Here is an 18,139-nt window from a genome sequence, read left to right on the forward strand (position 1 = left end):
GGCAGAGAGAGGGGACTTCATCATGCATACCGCCATTTCCGCCAAGCTTATCAACATCACCGCCGCTGCCTTGACTGGTGCAGCACTGCTGCTCGGCGCCGGCTCGGGTGCGGCGCACGCCGCCAACAAGATCGTGGCGCGCGTTTCGCTTTCGCAGCAGATCATGGAAGTCTCCGTCGACGGCCGGCCGACCTTCGCCTGGAAAGTCTCCACCGGCGACCGGGCCCATGTGACGCCGACCGGCTCGTTCAAGCCGACCCGCATGCATGAAATGTGGTATTCGAAGAAATACGACAACGCCCCGATGCCGCACTCGGTCTTCTTCAGCGGCGGCTATGCGGTGCACGCGACCTATGCGATCAAGCGCCTCGGCCAGCCGGCTTCGCATGGCTGCGTGCGGCTGCACCCCGACAACGCCGCCGATTTCTACCAGCTCGTCGAAACCTTCGGGGCGACCAACACCAGCATCGTCATCGTCAAGTAGCAGGCTGTGACCGGCGCGTCAGCATGCTGCCGCGCCGTGTTCAAGGCTCCCGCCGGAAAACGCTGCGGTATCGAGCACAGCTCGAACCAGGGTATTGAGTACAGCGCAAACCGGCGGTATCGAGCAAAGCTCGAACCGGGGTATCGAGCCCAGCCAAAAAGAAAAGAGGCCGGAAATTCCCGGCCTCTTTTCTTTTGCTTCCATCTATTTGTCCTGCCCATTTCCGAGCGGGAATTCCTCGACCGCCTTAGCTCGGCAGTGCCGGCATCAGCTTGGGATCCGGCTTCTCCGCCAAATGAGGCAGGTCCTTGCTGGCGATGAAGGTGTAGAACATGGGCACAACGAAGAGCGTGAACAGGGTTCCGACCAGGATGCCGGTGAAGATGACCAGGCCCATCGAATAGCGGGCCGCGGCACCAGCGCCGCTGGACGTAATCAGCGGCACCACCCCGAGGGCCATCGCCGCTGTCGTCATCAGGATCGGCCGCAGGCGCACCTTGGCCGAGGCGATGATCGCGTCGCGCCGCCGCATGCCATGCTTTTCACGCTGCTGGTTGGCGAACTCGACCAGCAGGATGCCGTGCTTGGTGATCAGACCGATCAGTGTGATCAGGCCGACCTGCGTGTAGATGTTGAGCGTGCCGAGGCCGAGATTGAGCGGCACGATCGCGCCGAAGATCGACAGCGGCACCGCCATCATGATGATCAGCGGGTCGCGGAAGCTTTCAAACTGCGCCGCCAGCACCAGATAGATGACGACAACGGCGGCCGCGAAAGCGATCAGGATGGTGTTGCCCTGTTCCTTTTCCTGTCGCGATTGACCGGAATAGTCGATGAAGAAGGTGTCGGGCAGGCTCTCCTGGGCGATGTCCTCCAGCGCCTTCAGCCCGTCGCCAGTCGTGACGCCGGGCAACGGAAGCGCCGAAATCGTCGACGAATTCAGTTGGTTGAACTGCTCGATTGCCGCCGGCGCCGCATTGTTCGAAATCTTGACCACCGCCGAGAGCGGCACCATCTCGCCCGTCACGCTGCGCACGAAGTATTCGCCGAGCTTATCGGGGTTGTCGCGAAACTCCTGCGGCACCTGCGGGATGATGTCGTAGCTGTTGGAGTCACGGTCGAACTGCGCCACTTCGGCGCCGCCGACCAGCAAGGTCAGCGTGCGGCCGATATCTGCGATCGGCAGGTTCAACGCCGCGGCGCGATCACGGTCGATGGTCACCGTCACCTCTGGTGCGTCATAGGCCATCGAATTCTGCACGACGATGAAGCGGCCGGAGGCTTGCGCCTTGTTCTTGATCTGCTCGGCCACCTCGTACACTTCCGAGGAAGCGCCGGTCGATCGCACCACCATGGAAATGGGCAGGCCGCCACCAGAGCCGGGCAGCGTCGGCGGCGCGAAGACGAAGGCCTCGACGCCAGCCACTTTGGCGATACGGGCCGTGATGTCGGCCTGCAGTTCCTTCGAATTGCGCTTGCGTTCCGCCCAATCCTTGAAGGCATAGCCGACGAAGGCGCTGTTTGTCGTGCCGCCGAAGGCGACGGCCGAGAACTGCGCCCGTGTTTCGGGAATATCCTTCACCAGGCCGAGGATCTGGTTGACATATGTCTCGGTGTAATCGGAGGTCGCATAACGCGGCCCTGTCACAATCGAGAGCAGAAAGCCCTGGTCCTCTTCCGGCGCCAGTTCGCTCGAGGTCTTGGTGAACATGAAGCCGGTGACGCCGACAAGCGCAAGCACGATGATCAGCGTCAATGGGCGATAATTGAGCGACCCGGTGACGGCGCGTTCATAGACATGCTCGACGCGCGCGAAGGCGCCGTCGACAATGCGCTGGAAACGGCCCGGCGTGCCGGACTTCAGGAGGCGTGCCGACATCATCGGGGTGATGGTGATGGCGATGACGCCCGACAGCACCACTGAGCCGGCGAGCGTGACTGCGAATTCACGGAACAATGCGCCGGTCAGGCCCCCGGTGAAGGCCAGCGGCGCGAACACGGCGGCCAGTGTCATGGTCATGGCAATGATGGCCGACGATATTTCGCGCATACCGCTGAACGCGGCCTGCATCGGCGACATGTGGTCTTCTTCCATATGGCGATGGATGTTCTCCACCACCACGATGGCGTCGTCGACGACCAGGCCGATCGCCAGCACCATGGCCAGCAGCGACAGCAGGTTGATCGAATAGCCCACCGCAAACAAAAGGAAACAGACGCCGATCAGCGACAACGGGATGGTGATGATCGGCATCATCACCGACCGGAAGGAGCCAAGGAACAGAAGGATGACGACGATGACGATGGCAACCGCCTCGGCGATGGTCTTGAACACCTCTTCGATCGAAGCGCTGATCTGCCCGGTCGCGTCGTAGACGACCTCGATCGTCATGCCTTTCGGCAGCGTCTCCTGAATCTGCGGCACCAGCTTGGTGAGCGCAGCCGCCGTGGTCAGCGGATTGGCCGCCGGCGTCGGGAAGATGGCGAGGAAGGTGCCGGGCTTGCCGTTGAACGAGACCCGGGTGTCGGTGTTCTCGGCGGCGAGTTCGACGCGAGCCACGTCGCGCAACCGCACCACATTGCCGTCAGTCGAGCGCAGCGGCAGCTCGGCGAATGCCTCCGGCGTCTGCAATGTCGAGCGCACGGTGATCGAGGAAACGACATACTCGTTCTGGGTGTTGCCGGGCGCCGACAGGAAGTTGGAATTGTTGATCGCCGTTAGCAGTTCGGAGGCCGTCACGCCGCGCGCGGCAAGCTTGACCGGATCGATCCAGACGCGCATCGAGTATTCCTGGGCGCCGAAGATCTGCACGTCGGCGACGCCTTCGACCGTCGACATGCGCGGCCTGATGACGCGCTCGATATACTCGGTCAGCTGCTCCTTCGTCATGTTCGGGTTCTGCATCGAGATGTACATCATCGCGAACTGCTGGCCGGTGCCCTTGACGATGACAGGGTCCTTCGATGCGTCCGGCAAGGTGCCGCGCACGCCCTGGACCTTGGACAGGACTTCGGTCAGCGCGACGTCGGGGTTCGAGCCGAGCTTCATCTGCACGGTCACGGTGCTGGAGGACGGGCGGCTGGACGAGGTGACGTAGTCGATGTTTTCGGTCGAGGCGACGGCGCGGGCAATCGGGGCGGAAATGAAGCCCTGGATCAGATCGGCGCTGGCGCCTGGATAGGCCGTCGTGATGGTGATCGCGGTTTCATCGACCTTCGGATACTGCCGGATCGACAGGTTGAAGATGCCCTGGAAACCCAGGAGCAGGATCATGCAGGCAAGGACCGTCGAAAGAACAGGCCGGCGAATGAAGAGATCTGAAAAGCTCATTGCTGTTCGGCCTGCTTGTTCGCCGATTTGGTCGGGTCGATGGTGTTGTCCACAACGACGGACATGCCGTTGTAGAGGCGGTTCTGGCCGGCGGTGACGACCTCGTCGCCGGCCTTCAGCCCCTCGACGATCTCGACCATGCCTTGATTGCGGCGGCCGGGCTTGACGAACACCTGCGACAGCACGAGCGCGGGCTTGTCACCTTCCGCCGCCGGCTTGGCCGGATCGGCAGCCTTGTCGGTTGGTTTTGCCGCATCGGCGGCAGGCTTGGCTGCATCAGCCGCCGGCTTCATGGCATCGGCCGGCTTGGTGTCCGCAGGCTTGGCTTCCGCCGATTTGTCGGCTGACGGCGCGGCGGGTTTTTCCTCTGGCTTGGCTGGGGCCGCCTCGGCAGGCTTGGCCGGCTGCACCACGAAGATGTAGTCGCCATAGAGGCTTGTCGTCAGCGCCGTCTGCGGCAGGGTCAGCACGTTCTGCTCTTCGGGCAGCTCGACACGCACCTGCACGAACTGGCCGGGGGTCAGCTTGCCATCGGGATTGGCGACTTCCGCCCGGATGTTCACCAGCCGGCTGGACGAGTCGATCTTCGGGTCGATGCCGCGAATGGCGCCTGCGAATGGCCTGTCCTCACCGCCAAGGCCCAATCGAATCGTCTGGCCGATCTTGAGCAAGGCGAGTTGCTGTTCGGGAACCGAGAAATCGACCCGCATCGTGTCGAGGTCCTGCAATGTCACCACGGCGGTGCCGGGCGCCAGATACTGGCCGATATCGATTTTCGGAATGCCCACCGTGCCGCCGAAAGGCGCCGTCAGCTGCTTCTGTTCGAGTACGGCCTGCAGCTTGGTGACCTGAGATGCCGAGGCCGAGGCCGCCGCACGCGCCGTGTCCAGCGTCGAGTCGGAGCCGACGCCACGCCTGGTCAGTTCAATGGCGCGGGCCAGCGAGGTCTGGTCGAGCGCGGCCTGCGCTTTCTGTGCGTCGAGATCGGCGCGCTCGACGGCGTCATCGAGCTGCAGCAGAACCGCATTGTCGGCCACCTTCTGGTTGGCATGGAAAAGGATGTCCTTGACGATCCCGGTGGTCTCGACCGTCAGGTCGACACCACGCACAGCCCTGACCGTACCGATCGCCTCGACGCCTGGCGTCCAGGCCGAAGGCTTGGCGATGGTCGTCGAAACGGTTGCCGCCGGCGGCTTCATCGATGCGAAGTACTGCTTGATGCCGTTGTCGCGCAGGAAGTTGAAGCCGACGATGCCGCCGACCACAACGACGAGCAGAGCCAGAACCAGAACAATGATAAAGATACGGAGTATGCGCTTGAACAAGGAAGTCCCCTCAGTCGAAATCCGGCGCGAAGCGCGGATATCGGGACACATATCGACTGCGGGTCCCGATTTCAAATAATGGCGGTCTTCCTGTACCGTCTGGACGGTCTTGTCAATTGGGCCTAAGCTTGCGACGGGAGGCCCCATGAGAGCCCAAAGACCGAATTCGCGCGAGAAGATTCTCGCCGCGGCGGCTGATGTTGCCCGGGAATCCGGACCAGGCAGCCTGTCGCTGGATGCCGTAGCCAGCCGTGCCGGCGTGTCGAAGGGAGGGCTCCTCTACAATTTCCCGACCAAGGCCAAATTGATGCAAGGTTTGGTCGAAGGCTATCTGCGTGAGTTCGAGCACGCACTGGAAGCCGCCCGCACAAATGCCAAGGACGAAAATCCCCTGGCTGTCTACATCAGGCTGTCAGCCAATGATTGCGAGGAAAAGCAGCCGTCGGCGTCCTGGATTTTCTCGGCCATCGCCGAGGATCCCGATTTCATGATGCCGATAAAGACCTTCAAGAGGCAGCTTTTCGAGCGGCTGAAAGGTGAGACGCCGGATCTCAAATCGCTGTTGATCTGCTATCTCGCCATCGAGGGATTGCGCAGCATGAACCTCTTCGATTCGGATGTTCTGTCGAAAGACGAGCGAGAGCTTCTGGTATCGTCCCTGCTCGAGATCGCCAAATAGGCGTCGCCCACCCTATGTCTGGACCCCGCTGGTCGAAAGGCAGATTCCCGACACCATGAAGGCGCGCGGCATGACCGAGGAACAGGTCAAGCACGATGTGCTGCTCGCAGCCCAGCCGACCAAGGAATTCGTCACCGTCGACGAGCTTGCTGCGTTGACGCTGTTCCTGTGTTCGGACGCGGCCAGGCAGATCACCGGCACGACCTTGCCGATGGACGGCGGCTGGACGGCACAGTAGCCCGGCCCCGAAGGCTCAGCATTTGCTTCCGGCGGCCAATAGCGGGGTGTCTCCTGGTTGGATTCCGCTGCTCGTTCGACGCGAGAGTTTCGGGATAGCGGCGATCAACTCTCGCGTATAGGCCTGCTGCGGACGATCCAGGACATCTTCCGTATTGCCATACTCAACCAGCTTGCCGTGCTGCATGACCGCAACGTGCTCGCAGAGATAACGCACCACGCCCAGATCATGGGAAATCAGGATCAGCGTCAGCGACAATTCGCGGCGCAGCCGCGCAAAGAGGCCGAGCACCTGGGCCTGGATGGTGACGTCCAGAGCGGAGGTGACTTCATCGGCGATCAATATCTCAGGTTCCAGCGCCAGGGCTCTGGCGATGCCGACGCGCTGCCGCTGGCCGCCGGAAAGCTGCGTGGTGCGTCGGTCCAGCAACTGGCGTGGCAATTCCACTTTTTCCATCAGCTCGCGGATCCGCTCCGGGATGTCTCTTTCCGGGCAGATGTTCTGTTGCCGCAGCGGTTCGGCCAGAGTTCGCGCAACCGTAAACGCCGGGTTGAGGGACATGAACGGGTCCTGGAACACCATCTGCAGTTTGCGAACCTGCTCCGGTCGGCGCTGCCTTAGCGCGCGATCGAGCGATTGGCCGTCCACCTCGATCTCTCCTTGTTCCGGCTGCACCAGGCCTGCAATGGCCCGGGCTATGGTGCTCTTGCCGGAACCGGACTCGCCGACGATCCCCAGTGCCCCACCGCGCCGCAATGCCAGCGAAACATTGTCGACCGCGCGCACGATCTGCGGCGGCTTGCGTGTCGCCCAGGCTGCAAGGCTCTGCCCTGGGTAGAAGCTCACGCACAGGTTCTTCACCAGGAGATGCGGTTCCGTCGCCACGGGGCAGGCATGCGTGGTCGGCTTCATCAGCGAGGGTTGGGAAGCGATCAGGCGCTTCGTGTATTCATGGGCGGGGTCACGCAGGATTTGATCGACCGAGCCGATTTCCAGCACCGCGCCGTCCTTCATGACGACGACGCGGTCGCACATTTCCGCGATCACGCCAAGGTCGTGAGAGACCAGAATGACCGACAGCTTGCGTTCACGCCGGATGCCGCGGAGCAGGTCGAGTATCTGAGCTTGCACCGTAACATCAAGTGCCGTCGTGGGCTCGTCGGCAATCAGCAGTTTCGGTTCGCAGGCAAGGGCCGCCGCAATCATCACCCGCTGACGCATGCCACCGGATAGCTCGTGAGGATAGGCGCCCGCGCGCCTTGGCGCGTCCTTGATGTGCATGTCTTCGAGCAGTCCGACCGCCCGCGCATTGGCCTGCCGCCAGGATACGCCTTGATGGACCACCATCGCTTCTCCCACCTGACGCCCGACCGTCATGATCGGATCAAGATGCGTCGACGGGTTCTGGAAGATCATCGCCGCTTGCCCGCCACGCAGCTGGCCCAGATCGGCATCCTTCATGGCGAGGACATCGCTGCCCTCGAACATGATCCGGCCCGACTTCACCAGTGCGTTGCCGGCAATCAGCTTGAGGATGGCTCTGCAGGCCACCGTCTTGCCCGATCCGGATTCACCGACGATCCCAAGGACCTCTCCTGCTTTTAGTGAAAAGCTGACGCCGCGCAGGGCGTGGACGTCGCCAAAATTGGTGGCGAAGTCGATGGTGAGGTTCTCGACGCTGACGAGGTCGCTCATCTCAGGATTCCGTGTTCAGGAGGCGGGCGAGACCATCTGCGGTCAACGAGAGGCCCAGTGCCAGAAGGCAGATGGCGATGCCTGGGAAGATCGCAATCCACCATGCGGTCGTCAGGTAGGTCTGCCCGTCCGCGATCATGGCGCCCCATTCGGGCGTTGGCGGTTGTACGCCGAGGCCGAGAAAACCCAATGATGATCCGAGTACGATGGCCAGCACGGCATCGGTCATGACGAAGACGATCGATGGGACGATGGCATTCGGCAGGATGTGGAACAGCATGATGCGCAAATGCCCAAAACCCATGCCACGTGCCGCCAGCACGAAATCGACGCCGCGCAGCACCAGCGCCTGGCTCCGCACAAGTCGCGCATAGCTGACCCAGTTCACCAAGGTGAGCGAGATGAAGTAGCTCTTGAGGCCAGGCCCCAGCACGGCCACGATGGCGATCACGAGGACGAAATAGGGAAATGATACGGTGACCTCGAGGATGCGCATCAGCGCCGCATCGATCCGGCCACCCAGATAGCCGGCGATAAGGCCGATGATGGTCCCCAGGATGATCGGACCAACGACGCCAAAGAAGGCCATGGCGAGATCGTAGCGTGCGGCAAACAGTGTTCGCGCCAGGACATCGCGGCCGATGGCGTCGGTGCCAAACCAATGCTCGGCGCCAGGTGGTTTCAACGCCTGCATCACATCGACCTTGATCGGGTCGAAACTGGTCAGCACTGGCGCCAAAATGGCCACGACGATCCAGGCCAAGGTGATGGCGCCGCCAATGATCAAGGTTGCCGGCATCGTCCGGATACGCGCCATGGCCAAGGAGCCGCTGCCCTGCATCACATCGCTCATAATTCCACCCTTGGGTCGAGAATGGCGGTCAAGACATCGACGGCAAAATTCGAAATGACGACACCTACGGCAAGCAGCAGGGCCACTGCCTGGACGACGAACTGGTCGTGCGTGAGAACGCCGCGGATGAGCAGGTTGCCGAGCCCTGGAATGTTGAAGACATTTTCGACAACGACCGTTCCGCCGATCAGGAAGGCGACCACGACGCCCAGCAGGTTGACTGTCGGCAACAGGGAATTCCAGAACACATGCCGGGAAAAGATGTAGCTTTCCGGCAGGCCCCTGGAGCGGCAGGCGATCGCGTAATCCTTGTCCATCTGCTGAATGAAGGTCGCGCGCAGATTGCGCGCGAGGATTGGCGTCACCCCGATGCCGATCGTCAGGGCCGGCAGGAACAGATGCCACAGATTGTTGAAAAAGGTCGGCCCGTAACCGGATACGGGAAAGATCTTCAGCCGCAGGCAGAAGCCCATGATCAGCAGCAGGCCGACAAAGTAGGACGGCACGCCGACGCCCGCGACGCAGACGAGACGGATGAGGTGATCGATCCACCGTCCGCGCTGCCGGGCAGCGGTGACCGCGAGCGCGAATGTCAACAGCAGCGAGATCACGAGGCCATAGAGGATCAAGAAAACCGTTGGCACGATCCGTGCCGCGATGACGCCGCTGACGGGACCCCGGAAGGCGATCGACTGACCGAAATCGCCGCGCAGGCAATTCAGCACGTAATAGAAATACTGCACGGGGATGGGCTGATCGAGACCGTATCGCGCCCGCACGAATTCGATCGCCTCCTGACTGGCCTTGGGGCCAAGCATGAGGCGAACCGGATCGCCGGGTGTCATTTGCAGCAGCAGGAAGGTGATCACACTGATACCCAGCAGCACGGGGATCAACTGTATCGGCCGCCTGAGCACGAAGGAGAATCGATTCATGGTCGGGATCCTGGTGTCAAATCGATGCGAGACGGGGACGAAGGTCTCGTCCCCGTCTCGCATCCTGTGCCGATCAATCCAGGCTGGTCCCGCCGATGGACGAGAATTGCAGGCCGACGTTCAGGACCAACCCTTTCACGCTCGGAGCGTAGGCGTTGAGCCACGTCGGGTGATAGAGCGCCACCTGCGCCACCTCGTCCACCACGGTCTTCTGGATCTGGGCATAGAGCTCGGCCCGTTTGGCATTGTCCGCCTCACCCGAGGCTTCATCGATCAGCTTGTTGATCGTTTCGTTGTTGTAGCGGGTGTAGTAGGACTTGTTGTCGCCCGCGCCCCAGACGCACCAGCGCAATGCGTTGTCGGGATCTCGCGTCTCGTTGTACCACCAGTTCATTTCCGCCTGGTACTCGCCATCGGCGAGGCGGGTCCATGCCTGGGTTGAATCGATCTTGGCAATGTTGACGGTGATGCCGACTTCCGCCAGCTGCGCCTGGATCAGCACCGCCGCCTTTTCCTCGTCGGCACTTCCGGCATTCTGGATGAGTTCGAAACTGGCTCCGGTCTTGCCGGACTCGGCCAGCAGGGCCTTGGCCTTTTCGACGTCTCGGGCAATGACCGGCAGCGATTTGTCGAAGAAATCGAGCGTCGGGCTCATGATGGAACTCGCCGGCGTGCCGAGACCCAGCGTCACCGCGGCATTGATGGCCGTGCGGTCGATGCCGTAGCTGACGGCCTGGCGGAATTTGAGGTCGTTGAAGGGTTCTGCCGAATGGTTGATCAGCATGTCATAAGTGGTGCTCGAAGGTTCAGGGTCGGCGCGGAAGCCGGCGGCCTTCAACTCGGCCATGCGCGGCGCTGGAACGGCGAGGCAGACGTCGAGTTCGCCCGCCTGCAACATCGAGACCCTGGTGTTGTCATCCGGGACATAGCGGAATTCGACGCCGTCGATCTTGGGCTCGCCTTGGCGGTAATAGTGCTCGTTGCGGCCAAGGACCACGCGGTCTCCCGGCTTCAATTCGACGAATTTGAACGGCCCTGATGTGACCGGCGCCTTGGCGAAAGCGTCGTCGCCCATTTTCTCGACCGCTGCCTTCGGCACAATGCCGGTATTCCAGATTTCGGTCAGCGTCAGGAAGGGCGTGAATTTGCGATCGAGCGTCATCACCACTGTCCTGGCGTCCTTTGCCTCGATCTTGGTCAGGGGCTGGAACGGCGCCGCATAGGCGGAATCCTTCTGGAAGCGCATGCGGTTCCAGCTGAACGCCACGTCCTCCGCCGTGATCGGCGACCCATCGGAAAATTTGGCCTCGCGCAGGTGAAAGGTATAGGTCTTGCCGTCATCCGCGATGTCCCAGCTCTCGGCAAGGCCCGGGCCGACTTCGGTGCGATCGGCATTGGCATGCAGCAGGCGTGCATACATCATGCCCTGGATGAGGATATCGGCTCCGTAAGTGGTTTTGATCGGGTCCAGGGTGAGAACCTCGGCTCCATAGGCCATACGCAGTATCTTGCTGCCGTCAGCATTGGCTCGAAGCAATGTGGCCGGCAACGTCGCGATGCTGAAGCCGGCAAACGTCGCACTTTTGAGGAATACTCTGCGGTCCATGACAAACTCCCATTTTCGTTGATGATGTTCCCGGGGCGGTTCCATGCTTGTTGGTTCAAGCAGTCGTTGTTGGTTCAAGCAGTCTTGGTGATGTGGGTAGGTGGTTTGCGCTGGTGCCAGGCGTAGTCGGCTTCAAGCACCGCACCCAACCGCAGCAGCAGATCGTCGCGTCCGAACGCGGCGACAAACTGCACTCCGATCGGCAGGCCGTTTTGCGTCCAGCCGAGCGGCAGGGATATCGCCGGCGATCCGGTGCCGTTGAAGAGCGCGCTGAACGTCTCCTTCGGCGCCAGATCGGCGAACACCGTGTCGATGTCGCGGCCAGGACGATCCGGGTTGTGCGTGCCGAGCAACTCCGGCGAGATCGCGCAAGTCGGCGTCACCAGCACGTCATGGACGGCCAGGAATTCGCCAACCGTCCGCGTGATCCGGTCATACACCGCGAGAGCCGCGATCAGGCTTGCCGCATCGAGCGTTCGGCCATGGCGGTAGACGGCAAGTGTCGTCTGCTGCAGGCTGGCTTCATCGATCGGCCGCCGCAGCAGGGCCGCCAACTCGTCGAGCGACTGCGCCGTAGAAGCTGCCCAGATCACTTTCTGTGCCGCCAGATAGCGCTCATAATCGAACACAGGCCCGGCTTCGACGACCTTGTGGCCCAGTTGCTCCAGCCTCTTGCCCACTTCGAGAACCGCCGCCTTCACCTCGGCGTCGAGCGGATAGCCGGACCAGGACGTTGTGCACAGGGCAATGCGCAAAGCATTGGATGGCGTCTTGATCGCTTGGGCATAGCTGGTGGTCGGAGGGGCGATCTCATAGCTGTCGCCGGGAAGCGCACCGGACCCCAGATCAAGCAAAGCCGCCGTGTCGCGGATCGAGCGTGTCAGCATGAATGAAATGGCGAGACCCAGCATTGGCGCATTCGATTCCGGCGCGCCGCTGATCCGGCCACGAGACGGCTTCAGGCCGACGACACCGCAAAAGGCGGCTGGGGTGCGAATGGAGCCGCCACCGTCGGCGCCTTGCGCGAAGGGAACGATGCCGGCGGCAACGGCCGCGGCTGCGCCGCCGCTCGATCCCGAAACACCCCTGCTGGTATCCCAGGGATTGCGTGTCGCACCATAGAGAGAGGATTCGGTTGCCGCAGCTATGCCGAATTCCGACGTGGTGGTACGCCCGATATTGGCAAGGCCGCCGGATCGCATTTTCACCCAGAAGGCGTGATCGTCGCCGCAAATGAAACCCTTGGCGAGAACGCTGCCGAACTCTCCCGGCCGGCCGGCTTCGATAGGGAAATCCTTGGTCAATGTCGGCATGCCGTGGAAAGGTGCCGGTCCGGGAACATCGCCCAGCCCCTCGATCGCATCGGCATAGGTTTCGATCACGGCATTGAGCTGCGGATTGACCGCGGCGATCCCTGAAAGGATGCAGTTACCCAGTTCGCGTGGCGTAACTTCCCGATTGCGCAGGAGCTCGGCCAGACCGACGCCGTCATAGGCGGCGTATTCCGTCAACTTCATGCGCCTGCCCTGACTGTCCACGGTTTCAGCAACGGGTGATGCATCGTCATTCTTCGCCCTCTTCCTCTTTGATGTGCCGTGCGACGCGCCGTGGCGGTTTGTGGAAGGTTCGCAGGATCCCGGCGATATCCTCCAACTCATTCATCCGCGTCTCAGCCGATTTGCCGAGTTTCTCGGCAACGGAATGCGTGAGGAGGTTCAGAACCGAACTTATCGCGGCCGTCGAATCCCAGTACAGGTCGACGCGCGTCGATACTTCGAGCGCCAGTTTTGTGTATTCAGATGCCCAATGGCTGTATTTGTCGGTAACGATGATCAGAGGAATCTTTCGGCGCTTGATCTGGGCGCACAGCCGAAAGCTCATCGCTGCGTATTCCGCCGTGTCGATCAGCAGCACGCAAGAATTTTCGCCGCTATCGGTGAGGATTTCCGAGAACGTGCCGCCCAAACCTTCGGCAAAGCGGACATCGCTACGCACCCAGCGCAGACGCGTCGCGAAATCGAGCCCTAATCCCTTCACGGCCTGGAAGCTGACGCAGTTCACGCGGTCGCAGGTGCTCAGCAGATGAACGATTTCGGACCACATCTCGCCCTGGGCAAGGCCATAGGCCGCGGCCAAGGCCTGCTGCTCCATCTCCAGGCTGCGAGCCAACCGCCCCTGCTTCTCGCCGCCGATGCGGAAACGCAACTCGGCACTGTCCAGGCCTGGGCTTGTGACTTTCGGCGCGGAGCGCAGGCCACGCTTCATTTCCTTGAGGTCGGTGTAGCCGAGACGCCGCACGAAACGGGTAACGCTTGCCTCGCTTACGCCGGCGCCGGCGGCAATGGTGGCGCCAGTTTCAAAGGGAATGTCATGGATGTTGGCGAGCAGGTATCGCGCGATTGCCTGCTCGGTCCGCGCGAACTCCAGCCAGCCCTCACGCAACCTGGCTTCAAGCGCGCTGGCCACCTCGGTCTCACCGGAAACAGTCTTCTCGCCAGGCGTTTTCATCTTCATCGGCCGCAACGTCCCTTGGCAGACCTATTTGGAACAGACCGGAAAAGGCCACCCCAGGAAGCGCACTTCATTTCCAGTTCATGACGCGACGCTAGCACGCGAGAGCACGCTGTGAAAGATAAATTTTACGAACTAATATTTCGGTACTTTTATTTCACGACCGGCCGTAATCCAAAAAAACGTTCCGCGCTGGCTCCGCCTCCGAGCGAACCTGTCTTTGCGCGCCGTGCGGTTCGCGGCTTCGTTTTCGTCCATGGTTCGGGCTGCCGGGAAAGTGGTTTTAAGCACGACAATCTGGACATTAGTCTTGACAGAAATACAGATGTTCAATACCCGTCAGGCAATCGAACAAGCCTGCATTATGGGAGGAACGAGCGGTATGGCTTCCAATGTTTCGTTGACGGGCCTTGCCCGCGATCTCGAGGAACGTGCCAAGTCGGGCAAGCCTATCCGCATCGGCCTGATCGGCTCGGGCGAGATGGGAACCGACATCGTCACTCGTGTCGCTCATATGTCAGGCATCGAGATCGGCGCCATTTCCGAACTGAACCTGCCTGCCGCCAGCAAGGCCGTCGATATCGCCTTCCAGGAAACCGGGCATGCGCGCGAGGTGTCGAACGCGTCGGCGATGACGGCGGCGATGGAAGCCGGCAAGGTGGCGGTCACCAACGATGCCAGCCTTGTCATCAACGATGATCTGATCGACGTCGTCATCGACGCCACCGGGGTTCCCGCCGTCGGCGCCGAGATCGGGCTGCGCGCCATGGAACATGGCAAGCATCTGGTGATGATGAATGTCGAGGCCGACGTCACCATCGGCGCCTATCTGAAGAGCGAGGCCGACCGGCTCGGCGTCACCTATTCGCTGGGCGCCGGCGATGAGCCGTCCTCCTGCATGGAGCTAATCGAGTTCGTTTCGGCCATGGGGCATCCGATCGTTGCCGCCGGCAAGGGCAAGAACAACCCGCTCAACATCGACGCTATTCCCCCAGACTATGAGGAGGAAGCCAAGCGCCGGCACATGAATGTGCGGATGCTGGTCGAATTCGTCGACGGCTCCAAGACCATGGTCGAGATGGCGGCGATCGCCAATGCCACCGGCCTGGTTCCAGACAAGGCCGGCATGCATGGCCCGGCGGCGACGCTTGGCGAACTGTCCAAGGTGCTGGTGCCGCAGAAGGATGGCGGCGTGCTGTCGAGGGTCGGCGTCGTCGACTATTCGATCGGCAAGGGTGTCGCGCCCGGCGTCTTCGTCGTTGCCGATATGTCGCATCCGCGCATCTCCGAGCGTATGGAAGATTTGAAGATGGGCAAAGGCCCGTATTTCACTTTCCATCGTCCCTATCACCTGACCTCGCTCGAAGTGCCGCTGACCTGCGCGCGCGTCGTGCTCTACGGCAAGGCCGACATGGTGCCGCTGGCCAAACCGGTGGCCGAAGTCGCCGCCGTGGCCAAGAAGGACATGAAGCCCGGCGAGAAGCTCGATGCGATCGGCGAATATTGCTATCGTGCCTGGATCATGACGACGCCTGAGGCGCGCGCCGCCAAGGCCATTCCCTGCGGCCTGCTGCAGGGCGGCTCGGTCACCGCGCCGATCAAGAAGGGCGAGCTCATAACCTACGCGAATGCAGCGCCCGCGGCGGGCTCCAAGATCGCCGAACTGCGCGCCCGCCAGGACAAGCTCGTCTATGGGTCCGTGGGAGCGTGATCATGGCCACAGCCAGCAAAGCCGTCACTGACAGTCGCGCCAATCTGCCCTTCGTCTACCGCCACTACAGCGCCGAGCAGCTCAGGGAGGTGCTCCACAAGATGTACCTGATCCGCCGCTTCGAAGAGGGCGCGGAGGAGTGCTACACGCGCGGTCTCATCCACGGCACCATGCATTTGTCGATCGGCCAGGAAGCCAGCGCCATGGGCATCTGCATGCCGCTTGCCGAGGATGACCAGATCACCTCGACGCATCGCGGTCATGGCCACTGCATTGCCAAGGGTGCCGAGGTCAAGCGCATGTTCGCCGAGTTCTTCGGCAAGACCACAGGCTATTGCAAGGGCCGTGGCGGCTCGATGCACATCGCCGATGTCGGCAAGGGCAATCTCGGCGCCAATGGCATCGTCGGCGGCGGCATCCCGATCGCCGTCGGGGCGGCATTGTCCTCCAAGATGATGAAGACCGGCAAGGTCGTGGTCTCGTTCTTCGGCGATGGCGCCAACAATGAAGGCGCTTTCCACGAGGCGCTCAACATGGCGGCGGTCTGGAAGCTGCCCGTCATTTTCGTCTGCGAGAACAATGGCTACGGCATGTCCACATCGACAGGCCGCTCGACCGCGGTCAAGAACATCGCCGAGCGCGCCGCCGCCTATTCGATGCCGGGCGTCATCGTCAACGGCAACATCTTCTCCGAGGTCGCCGAGGCGTCTCATCAGGCTATCGCCCGAGCCCGCGCCGGCGAGGGGCCGACGCTGATCGAGTCCAAGACCTACCGCCATCGCGGCCATTCCAAGAGCGACCGCAACCGCTATCGCACCAAGGAAGAGATCGAGGACTGGATGTCGAACCGCGATCCGATCACCCTGTTCGAAAGCGAGCTCAGGGAATTCGGCTTCATCGACGACAAGGGCATCGAGGCCATTCGCGATGCCGTGGCGCAAGAGATCGCCGAGGGCATCGAGTTCGCCAAGGCGAGCCCATCGCCCGATATCAGCGAGACCGGAAATTACGTGTATACGGAGCAGGCGTGATGGACGCGATGGTGCGTGAACTGAGCTACGCCCAGGCGATCCAGGAAGCCATGGCGATCGCCATGGACATGGACGAACGCGTTTTCCTGATGGGCGAGGATATCGGTGTCTATGGCGGCGCCTTCCAGGTCACCGGCGACCTGGTCGAACGTTACGGCGCTGACCGCGTCATCGACACGCCGATTTCGGAATTGGGCGGCGCGGGCGTCGCGGTGGGCGCTGCCCTCACGGGCATGCGGCCGATCTTCGAGTTCCAGTTTTCCGACTTCGCCACGCTTGCCATGGAGCAGATCGTCAACCAGGCGGCCAAGATGCGCTTCATGTTGGGCGGCGAGGTTTCGGTTCCCGTGGTGATGCGCTTTCCCGCCGGTTCCGGCACCGGTGCGGCGGCTCAGCACAGCCAGAGCCTGGAAGCCTGGCTCGGCCATGTGCCGGGTCTGAAAGTCATCCAGCCGGCGACCCCCTATGATGCCAAGGGTATGCTGTTGGCGGCGGTCGCCGATCCCGATCCGGTCATGATCTTCGAGCATAAGCTGCTCTACAAGATGAAGGGACCGGTGCCCGAAGGCTATTACACCGTGCCGATCGGCAAGGCCGATATCCGCCGCGAGGGCCGGGATCTCACCATCGTCGCCACCTCGATCATGGTGCAGAAGGCGCTCGACGCGGCTGCCGCACTGGAGAGCGAAGGCATCGACGTCGAAGTCGTCGATCTCCGCACCATCCGGCCGATGGACAAGCAGACCGTCATCGACAGCGTCAAGAAGACGTCGCGGCTGCTATGCGTCTACGAAGCGGTCAAGACGCTGGGCATCGGCGCCGAGGTCAGCGCCATGATCGCCGAGAGCGAGGCGTTCGATTATCTCGATGCGCCGATCGTGCGGCTGGGCGGCGCCGAAACGCCGATCCCCTATAATCCGGAGCTCGAGAAGGCGACGGTGCCGCAAATTCCCGACATCATCACCGCTGCGCGCGACCTCGTGAAAGGGGTTCGCTGAGAAATGCCGACCGAAGTCATTCTTCCCAAGGTCGACATGGACATGGCGACCGGACAGATCTCGCGTTGGTTCGCCGAGGAAGGCGCGCACGTCAAGAAGGGCGATGTGCTGTTCGAGATCGAGACCGACAAGGCGGCGATGGAGATCGACGCGCCGGCCAGCGGCGTGTTGCGCGACGTCACCGGCAAGGAAGGTGTCGATATTGCGGTCGGTGCAGCTGTTGCATGGATTTATGCCGACGATGAAAGCTATGCGCCAATCTCCCCCCTCGAGGGGGAGATTTCGACGAAGTCGAGAGAGGGGGTTGCCTCAGGAGGCACCCCTGTACCGTCGAGCCCAGTCGAACCGACCCCACCCGACCGGCCTGCGGCCGGCCACCCTCCCCTCGAGGGGGAGGGGAAAGCCCGCGCGACACCTTTGGCCCGACGCCTGGCCCGCGAGGCTGGCCTGAACCTCTCAACCGTATCCGGCACAGGCCCATACGGCCGTGTTGTAAAAGCCGATATCGACGCCGCACTTTCCTCTCTCCTCGAGGGGGAGGTGTCCGCGAAGCGGACGGAGGGGGTCGCCTCAGGAGGCGCCGCCCAATTCAGCACCGCCCTGGCGCCGACACCGGTCGAAGCGACCCCACCCGACCGGCCTGTGGCCGGCCACCCTCCCCTCAAGGGGGAGGGGGATGTGCTGCGTCTGTTCGAACAGGGCTCCTACGACCTCGTCCCGCATGACAATATGCGCAAGACCA

The 18,139-nt window shown here is 62.1% G+C and carries 14 protein-coding genes and 1 pseudogene; 7 read left to right on the forward strand and 8 right to left on the reverse strand.

The genetic code is table 11. The features are described 5' to 3' along the window. The first annotated feature begins 22 nt into the window (after window positions 1-22). On the forward strand, window positions 23-484 hold the full coding sequence (locus EOB59_RS09715) for a L,D-transpeptidase (RefSeq protein ID WP_023811018.1): 462 nt from the start codon (window positions 23-25) through the stop codon (window positions 482-484). Window positions 485-731: 247 nt separating this feature from the next. Here the strand turns inward: EOB59_RS09715 and EOB59_RS09720 are convergent, their stop codons facing one another. After that, window positions 732-3,815 (reverse strand): efflux RND transporter permease subunit, encoded by a 3,084-nt coding sequence (locus tag EOB59_RS09720; RefSeq protein WP_127395725.1) that lies wholly within the window; start codon window positions 3,813-3,815, stop codon window positions 732-734. Next, window positions 3,812-5,140: an efflux RND transporter periplasmic adaptor subunit gene (locus EOB59_RS09725; protein ID WP_128288247.1), complete on the reverse strand. Its 1,329-nt coding sequence runs from the start codon at window positions 5,138-5,140 to the stop codon at window positions 3,812-3,814. Before EOB59_RS09725 ends, EOB59_RS09720 begins: the two co-directional genes overlap by 4 nt. Window positions 5,141-5,285: 145 nt before the next feature. Here EOB59_RS09725 and EOB59_RS09730 point away from each other — a divergent pair, with 145 nt between their 5' ends. Both EOB59_RS09730 and EOB59_RS09735 read left to right on the forward strand, forming a co-directional pair. After that, the gene (locus tag EOB59_RS09730; RefSeq protein ID WP_127809097.1) at window positions 5,286-5,819 is read left to right on the forward strand and encodes a TetR/AcrR family transcriptional regulator; all 534 of its coding nucleotides are present in this window, start codon (window positions 5,286-5,288) and stop codon (window positions 5,817-5,819) included. Between the two features lie 13 nt (window positions 5,820-5,832). After that, window positions 5,833-6,057: pseudogene (locus EOB59_RS09735) on the forward strand (SDR family oxidoreductase); the annotation flags it as partial. A 15-nt stretch (window positions 6,058-6,072) separates the two neighbouring features. On the opposite strand, the gene EOB59_RS09740 reads toward EOB59_RS09735, so the two are convergent. The 6 genes from EOB59_RS09740 to EOB59_RS09765 all read right to left on the reverse strand — a co-directional run bounded on the left by EOB59_RS09740 (window position 6,073) and on the right by EOB59_RS09765 (window position 13,660). Further along, window positions 6,073-7,752, reverse strand: coding sequence for an ABC transporter ATP-binding protein (locus tag EOB59_RS09740; protein WP_128288248.1), 1,680 nt, complete (start codon window positions 7,750-7,752; stop codon window positions 6,073-6,075). A 1-nt stretch (window position 7,753) separates the two neighbouring features. Beyond that, window positions 7,754-8,605: an ABC transporter permease gene (locus EOB59_RS09745; protein WP_236383514.1), complete on the reverse strand. Its 852-nt coding sequence runs from the start codon at window positions 8,603-8,605 to the stop codon at window positions 7,754-7,756. Continuing rightward, complete coding sequence (locus tag EOB59_RS09750; protein ID WP_128288249.1) at window positions 8,602-9,540, reverse strand: ABC transporter permease; 939 nt, start codon at window positions 9,538-9,540, stop codon at window positions 8,602-8,604. Before EOB59_RS09750 ends, EOB59_RS09745 begins: the two co-directional genes overlap by 4 nt. A 73-nt stretch (window positions 9,541-9,613) precedes the next feature. Next, a complete protein-coding gene (locus EOB59_RS09755) occupies window positions 9,614-11,146 on the reverse strand; it encodes an ABC transporter substrate-binding protein (RefSeq protein WP_164895616.1) in 1,533 nt (510 codons plus the stop codon). A 74-nt stretch (window positions 11,147-11,220) separates the two neighbouring features. Next, window positions 11,221-12,663: an amidase gene (locus tag EOB59_RS09760; protein ID WP_128288251.1), complete on the reverse strand. Its 1,443-nt coding sequence runs from the start codon at window positions 12,661-12,663 to the stop codon at window positions 11,221-11,223. A gap of 46 nt (window positions 12,664-12,709) precedes the next feature. Continuing rightward, window positions 12,710-13,660, reverse strand: coding sequence for a MurR/RpiR family transcriptional regulator (locus EOB59_RS09765; RefSeq protein WP_127397055.1), 951 nt, complete (start codon window positions 13,658-13,660; stop codon window positions 12,710-12,712). A 379-nt stretch (window positions 13,661-14,039) separates the two neighbouring features. On the opposite strand from EOB59_RS09765, the gene EOB59_RS09770 reads away from it, so the two are divergent. The 4 genes from EOB59_RS09770 to EOB59_RS09785 form a co-directional block, all read left to right on the forward strand. Next, the gene (locus EOB59_RS09770; protein WP_128288252.1) at window positions 14,040-15,368 is read left to right on the forward strand and encodes an NAD(P)H-dependent oxidoreductase; all 1,329 of its coding nucleotides are present in this window, start codon (window positions 14,040-14,042) and stop codon (window positions 15,366-15,368) included. 2 nt (window positions 15,369-15,370) lie between these two features. Beyond that, a complete protein-coding gene (locus tag EOB59_RS09775; RefSeq protein ID WP_128288253.1) occupies window positions 15,371-16,399 on the forward strand; it encodes a thiamine pyrophosphate-dependent dehydrogenase E1 component subunit alpha in 1,029 nt (342 codons plus the stop codon). Further along, a complete protein-coding gene (locus EOB59_RS09780; RefSeq protein ID WP_127267172.1) occupies window positions 16,399-17,397 on the forward strand; it encodes an alpha-ketoacid dehydrogenase subunit beta in 999 nt (332 codons plus the stop codon). Before EOB59_RS09775 ends, EOB59_RS09780 begins: the two co-directional genes overlap by 1 nt. A 3-nt stretch (window positions 17,398-17,400) precedes the next feature. Beyond that, window positions 17,401-18,139 (forward strand): biotin/lipoyl-containing protein (locus EOB59_RS09785; protein ID WP_128288254.1); only part of this gene is annotated, 739 nt, incomplete at its 3' end.

Source organism: Mesorhizobium sp. M7A.F.Ca.MR.176.00.0.0, from assembly GCF_004023165.1.
GTDB lineage: Bacteria > Pseudomonadota > Alphaproteobacteria > Rhizobiales > Rhizobiaceae > Mesorhizobium.

Bases quoted from the DNA above. Each gene is read 5' to 3' on its own strand.
- EOB59_RS09715 (WP_023811018.1), top strand. From the start codon at position 23: ATGCATACCGCCATTTCCGCCAAGCTTATCAACATCACCGCCGCTGCC.
- EOB59_RS09720 (WP_127395725.1), bottom strand. From the start codon at position 3,815: ATGAGCTTTTCAGATCTCTTCATTCGCCGGCCTGTTCTTTCGACGGTC.
- EOB59_RS09730 (WP_127809097.1), top strand. From the start codon at position 5,286: ATGAGAGCCCAAAGACCGAATTCGCGCGAGAAGATTCTCGCCGCGGCG.
- EOB59_RS09740 (WP_128288248.1), bottom strand. From the start codon at position 7,752: ATGAGCGACCTCGTCAGCGTCGAGAACCTCACCATCGACTTCGCCACC.
- EOB59_RS09745 (WP_236383514.1), bottom strand. From the start codon at position 8,605: ATGAGCGATGTGATGCAGGGCAGCGGCTCCTTGGCCATGGCGCGTATC.
- EOB59_RS09750 (WP_128288249.1), bottom strand. From the start codon at position 9,540: ATGAATCGATTCTCCTTCGTGCTCAGGCGGCCGATACAGTTGATCCCC.
- EOB59_RS09755 (WP_164895616.1), bottom strand. From the start codon at position 11,146: ATGGACCGCAGAGTATTCCTCAAAAGTGCGACGTTTGCCGGCTTCAGC.
- EOB59_RS09760 (WP_128288251.1), bottom strand. From the start codon at position 12,663: ATGAAGTTGACGGAATACGCCGCCTATGACGGCGTCGGTCTGGCCGAG.
- EOB59_RS09765 (WP_127397055.1), bottom strand. From the start codon at position 13,660: ATGAAGATGAAAACGCCTGGCGAGAAGACTGTTTCCGGTGAGACCGAG.
- EOB59_RS09770 (WP_128288252.1), top strand. From the start codon at position 14,040: ATGGCTTCCAATGTTTCGTTGACGGGCCTTGCCCGCGATCTCGAGGAA.
- EOB59_RS09775 (WP_128288253.1), top strand. From the start codon at position 15,371: ATGGCCACAGCCAGCAAAGCCGTCACTGACAGTCGCGCCAATCTGCCC.
- EOB59_RS09780 (WP_127267172.1), top strand. From the start codon at position 16,399: ATGGACGCGATGGTGCGTGAACTGAGCTACGCCCAGGCGATCCAGGAA.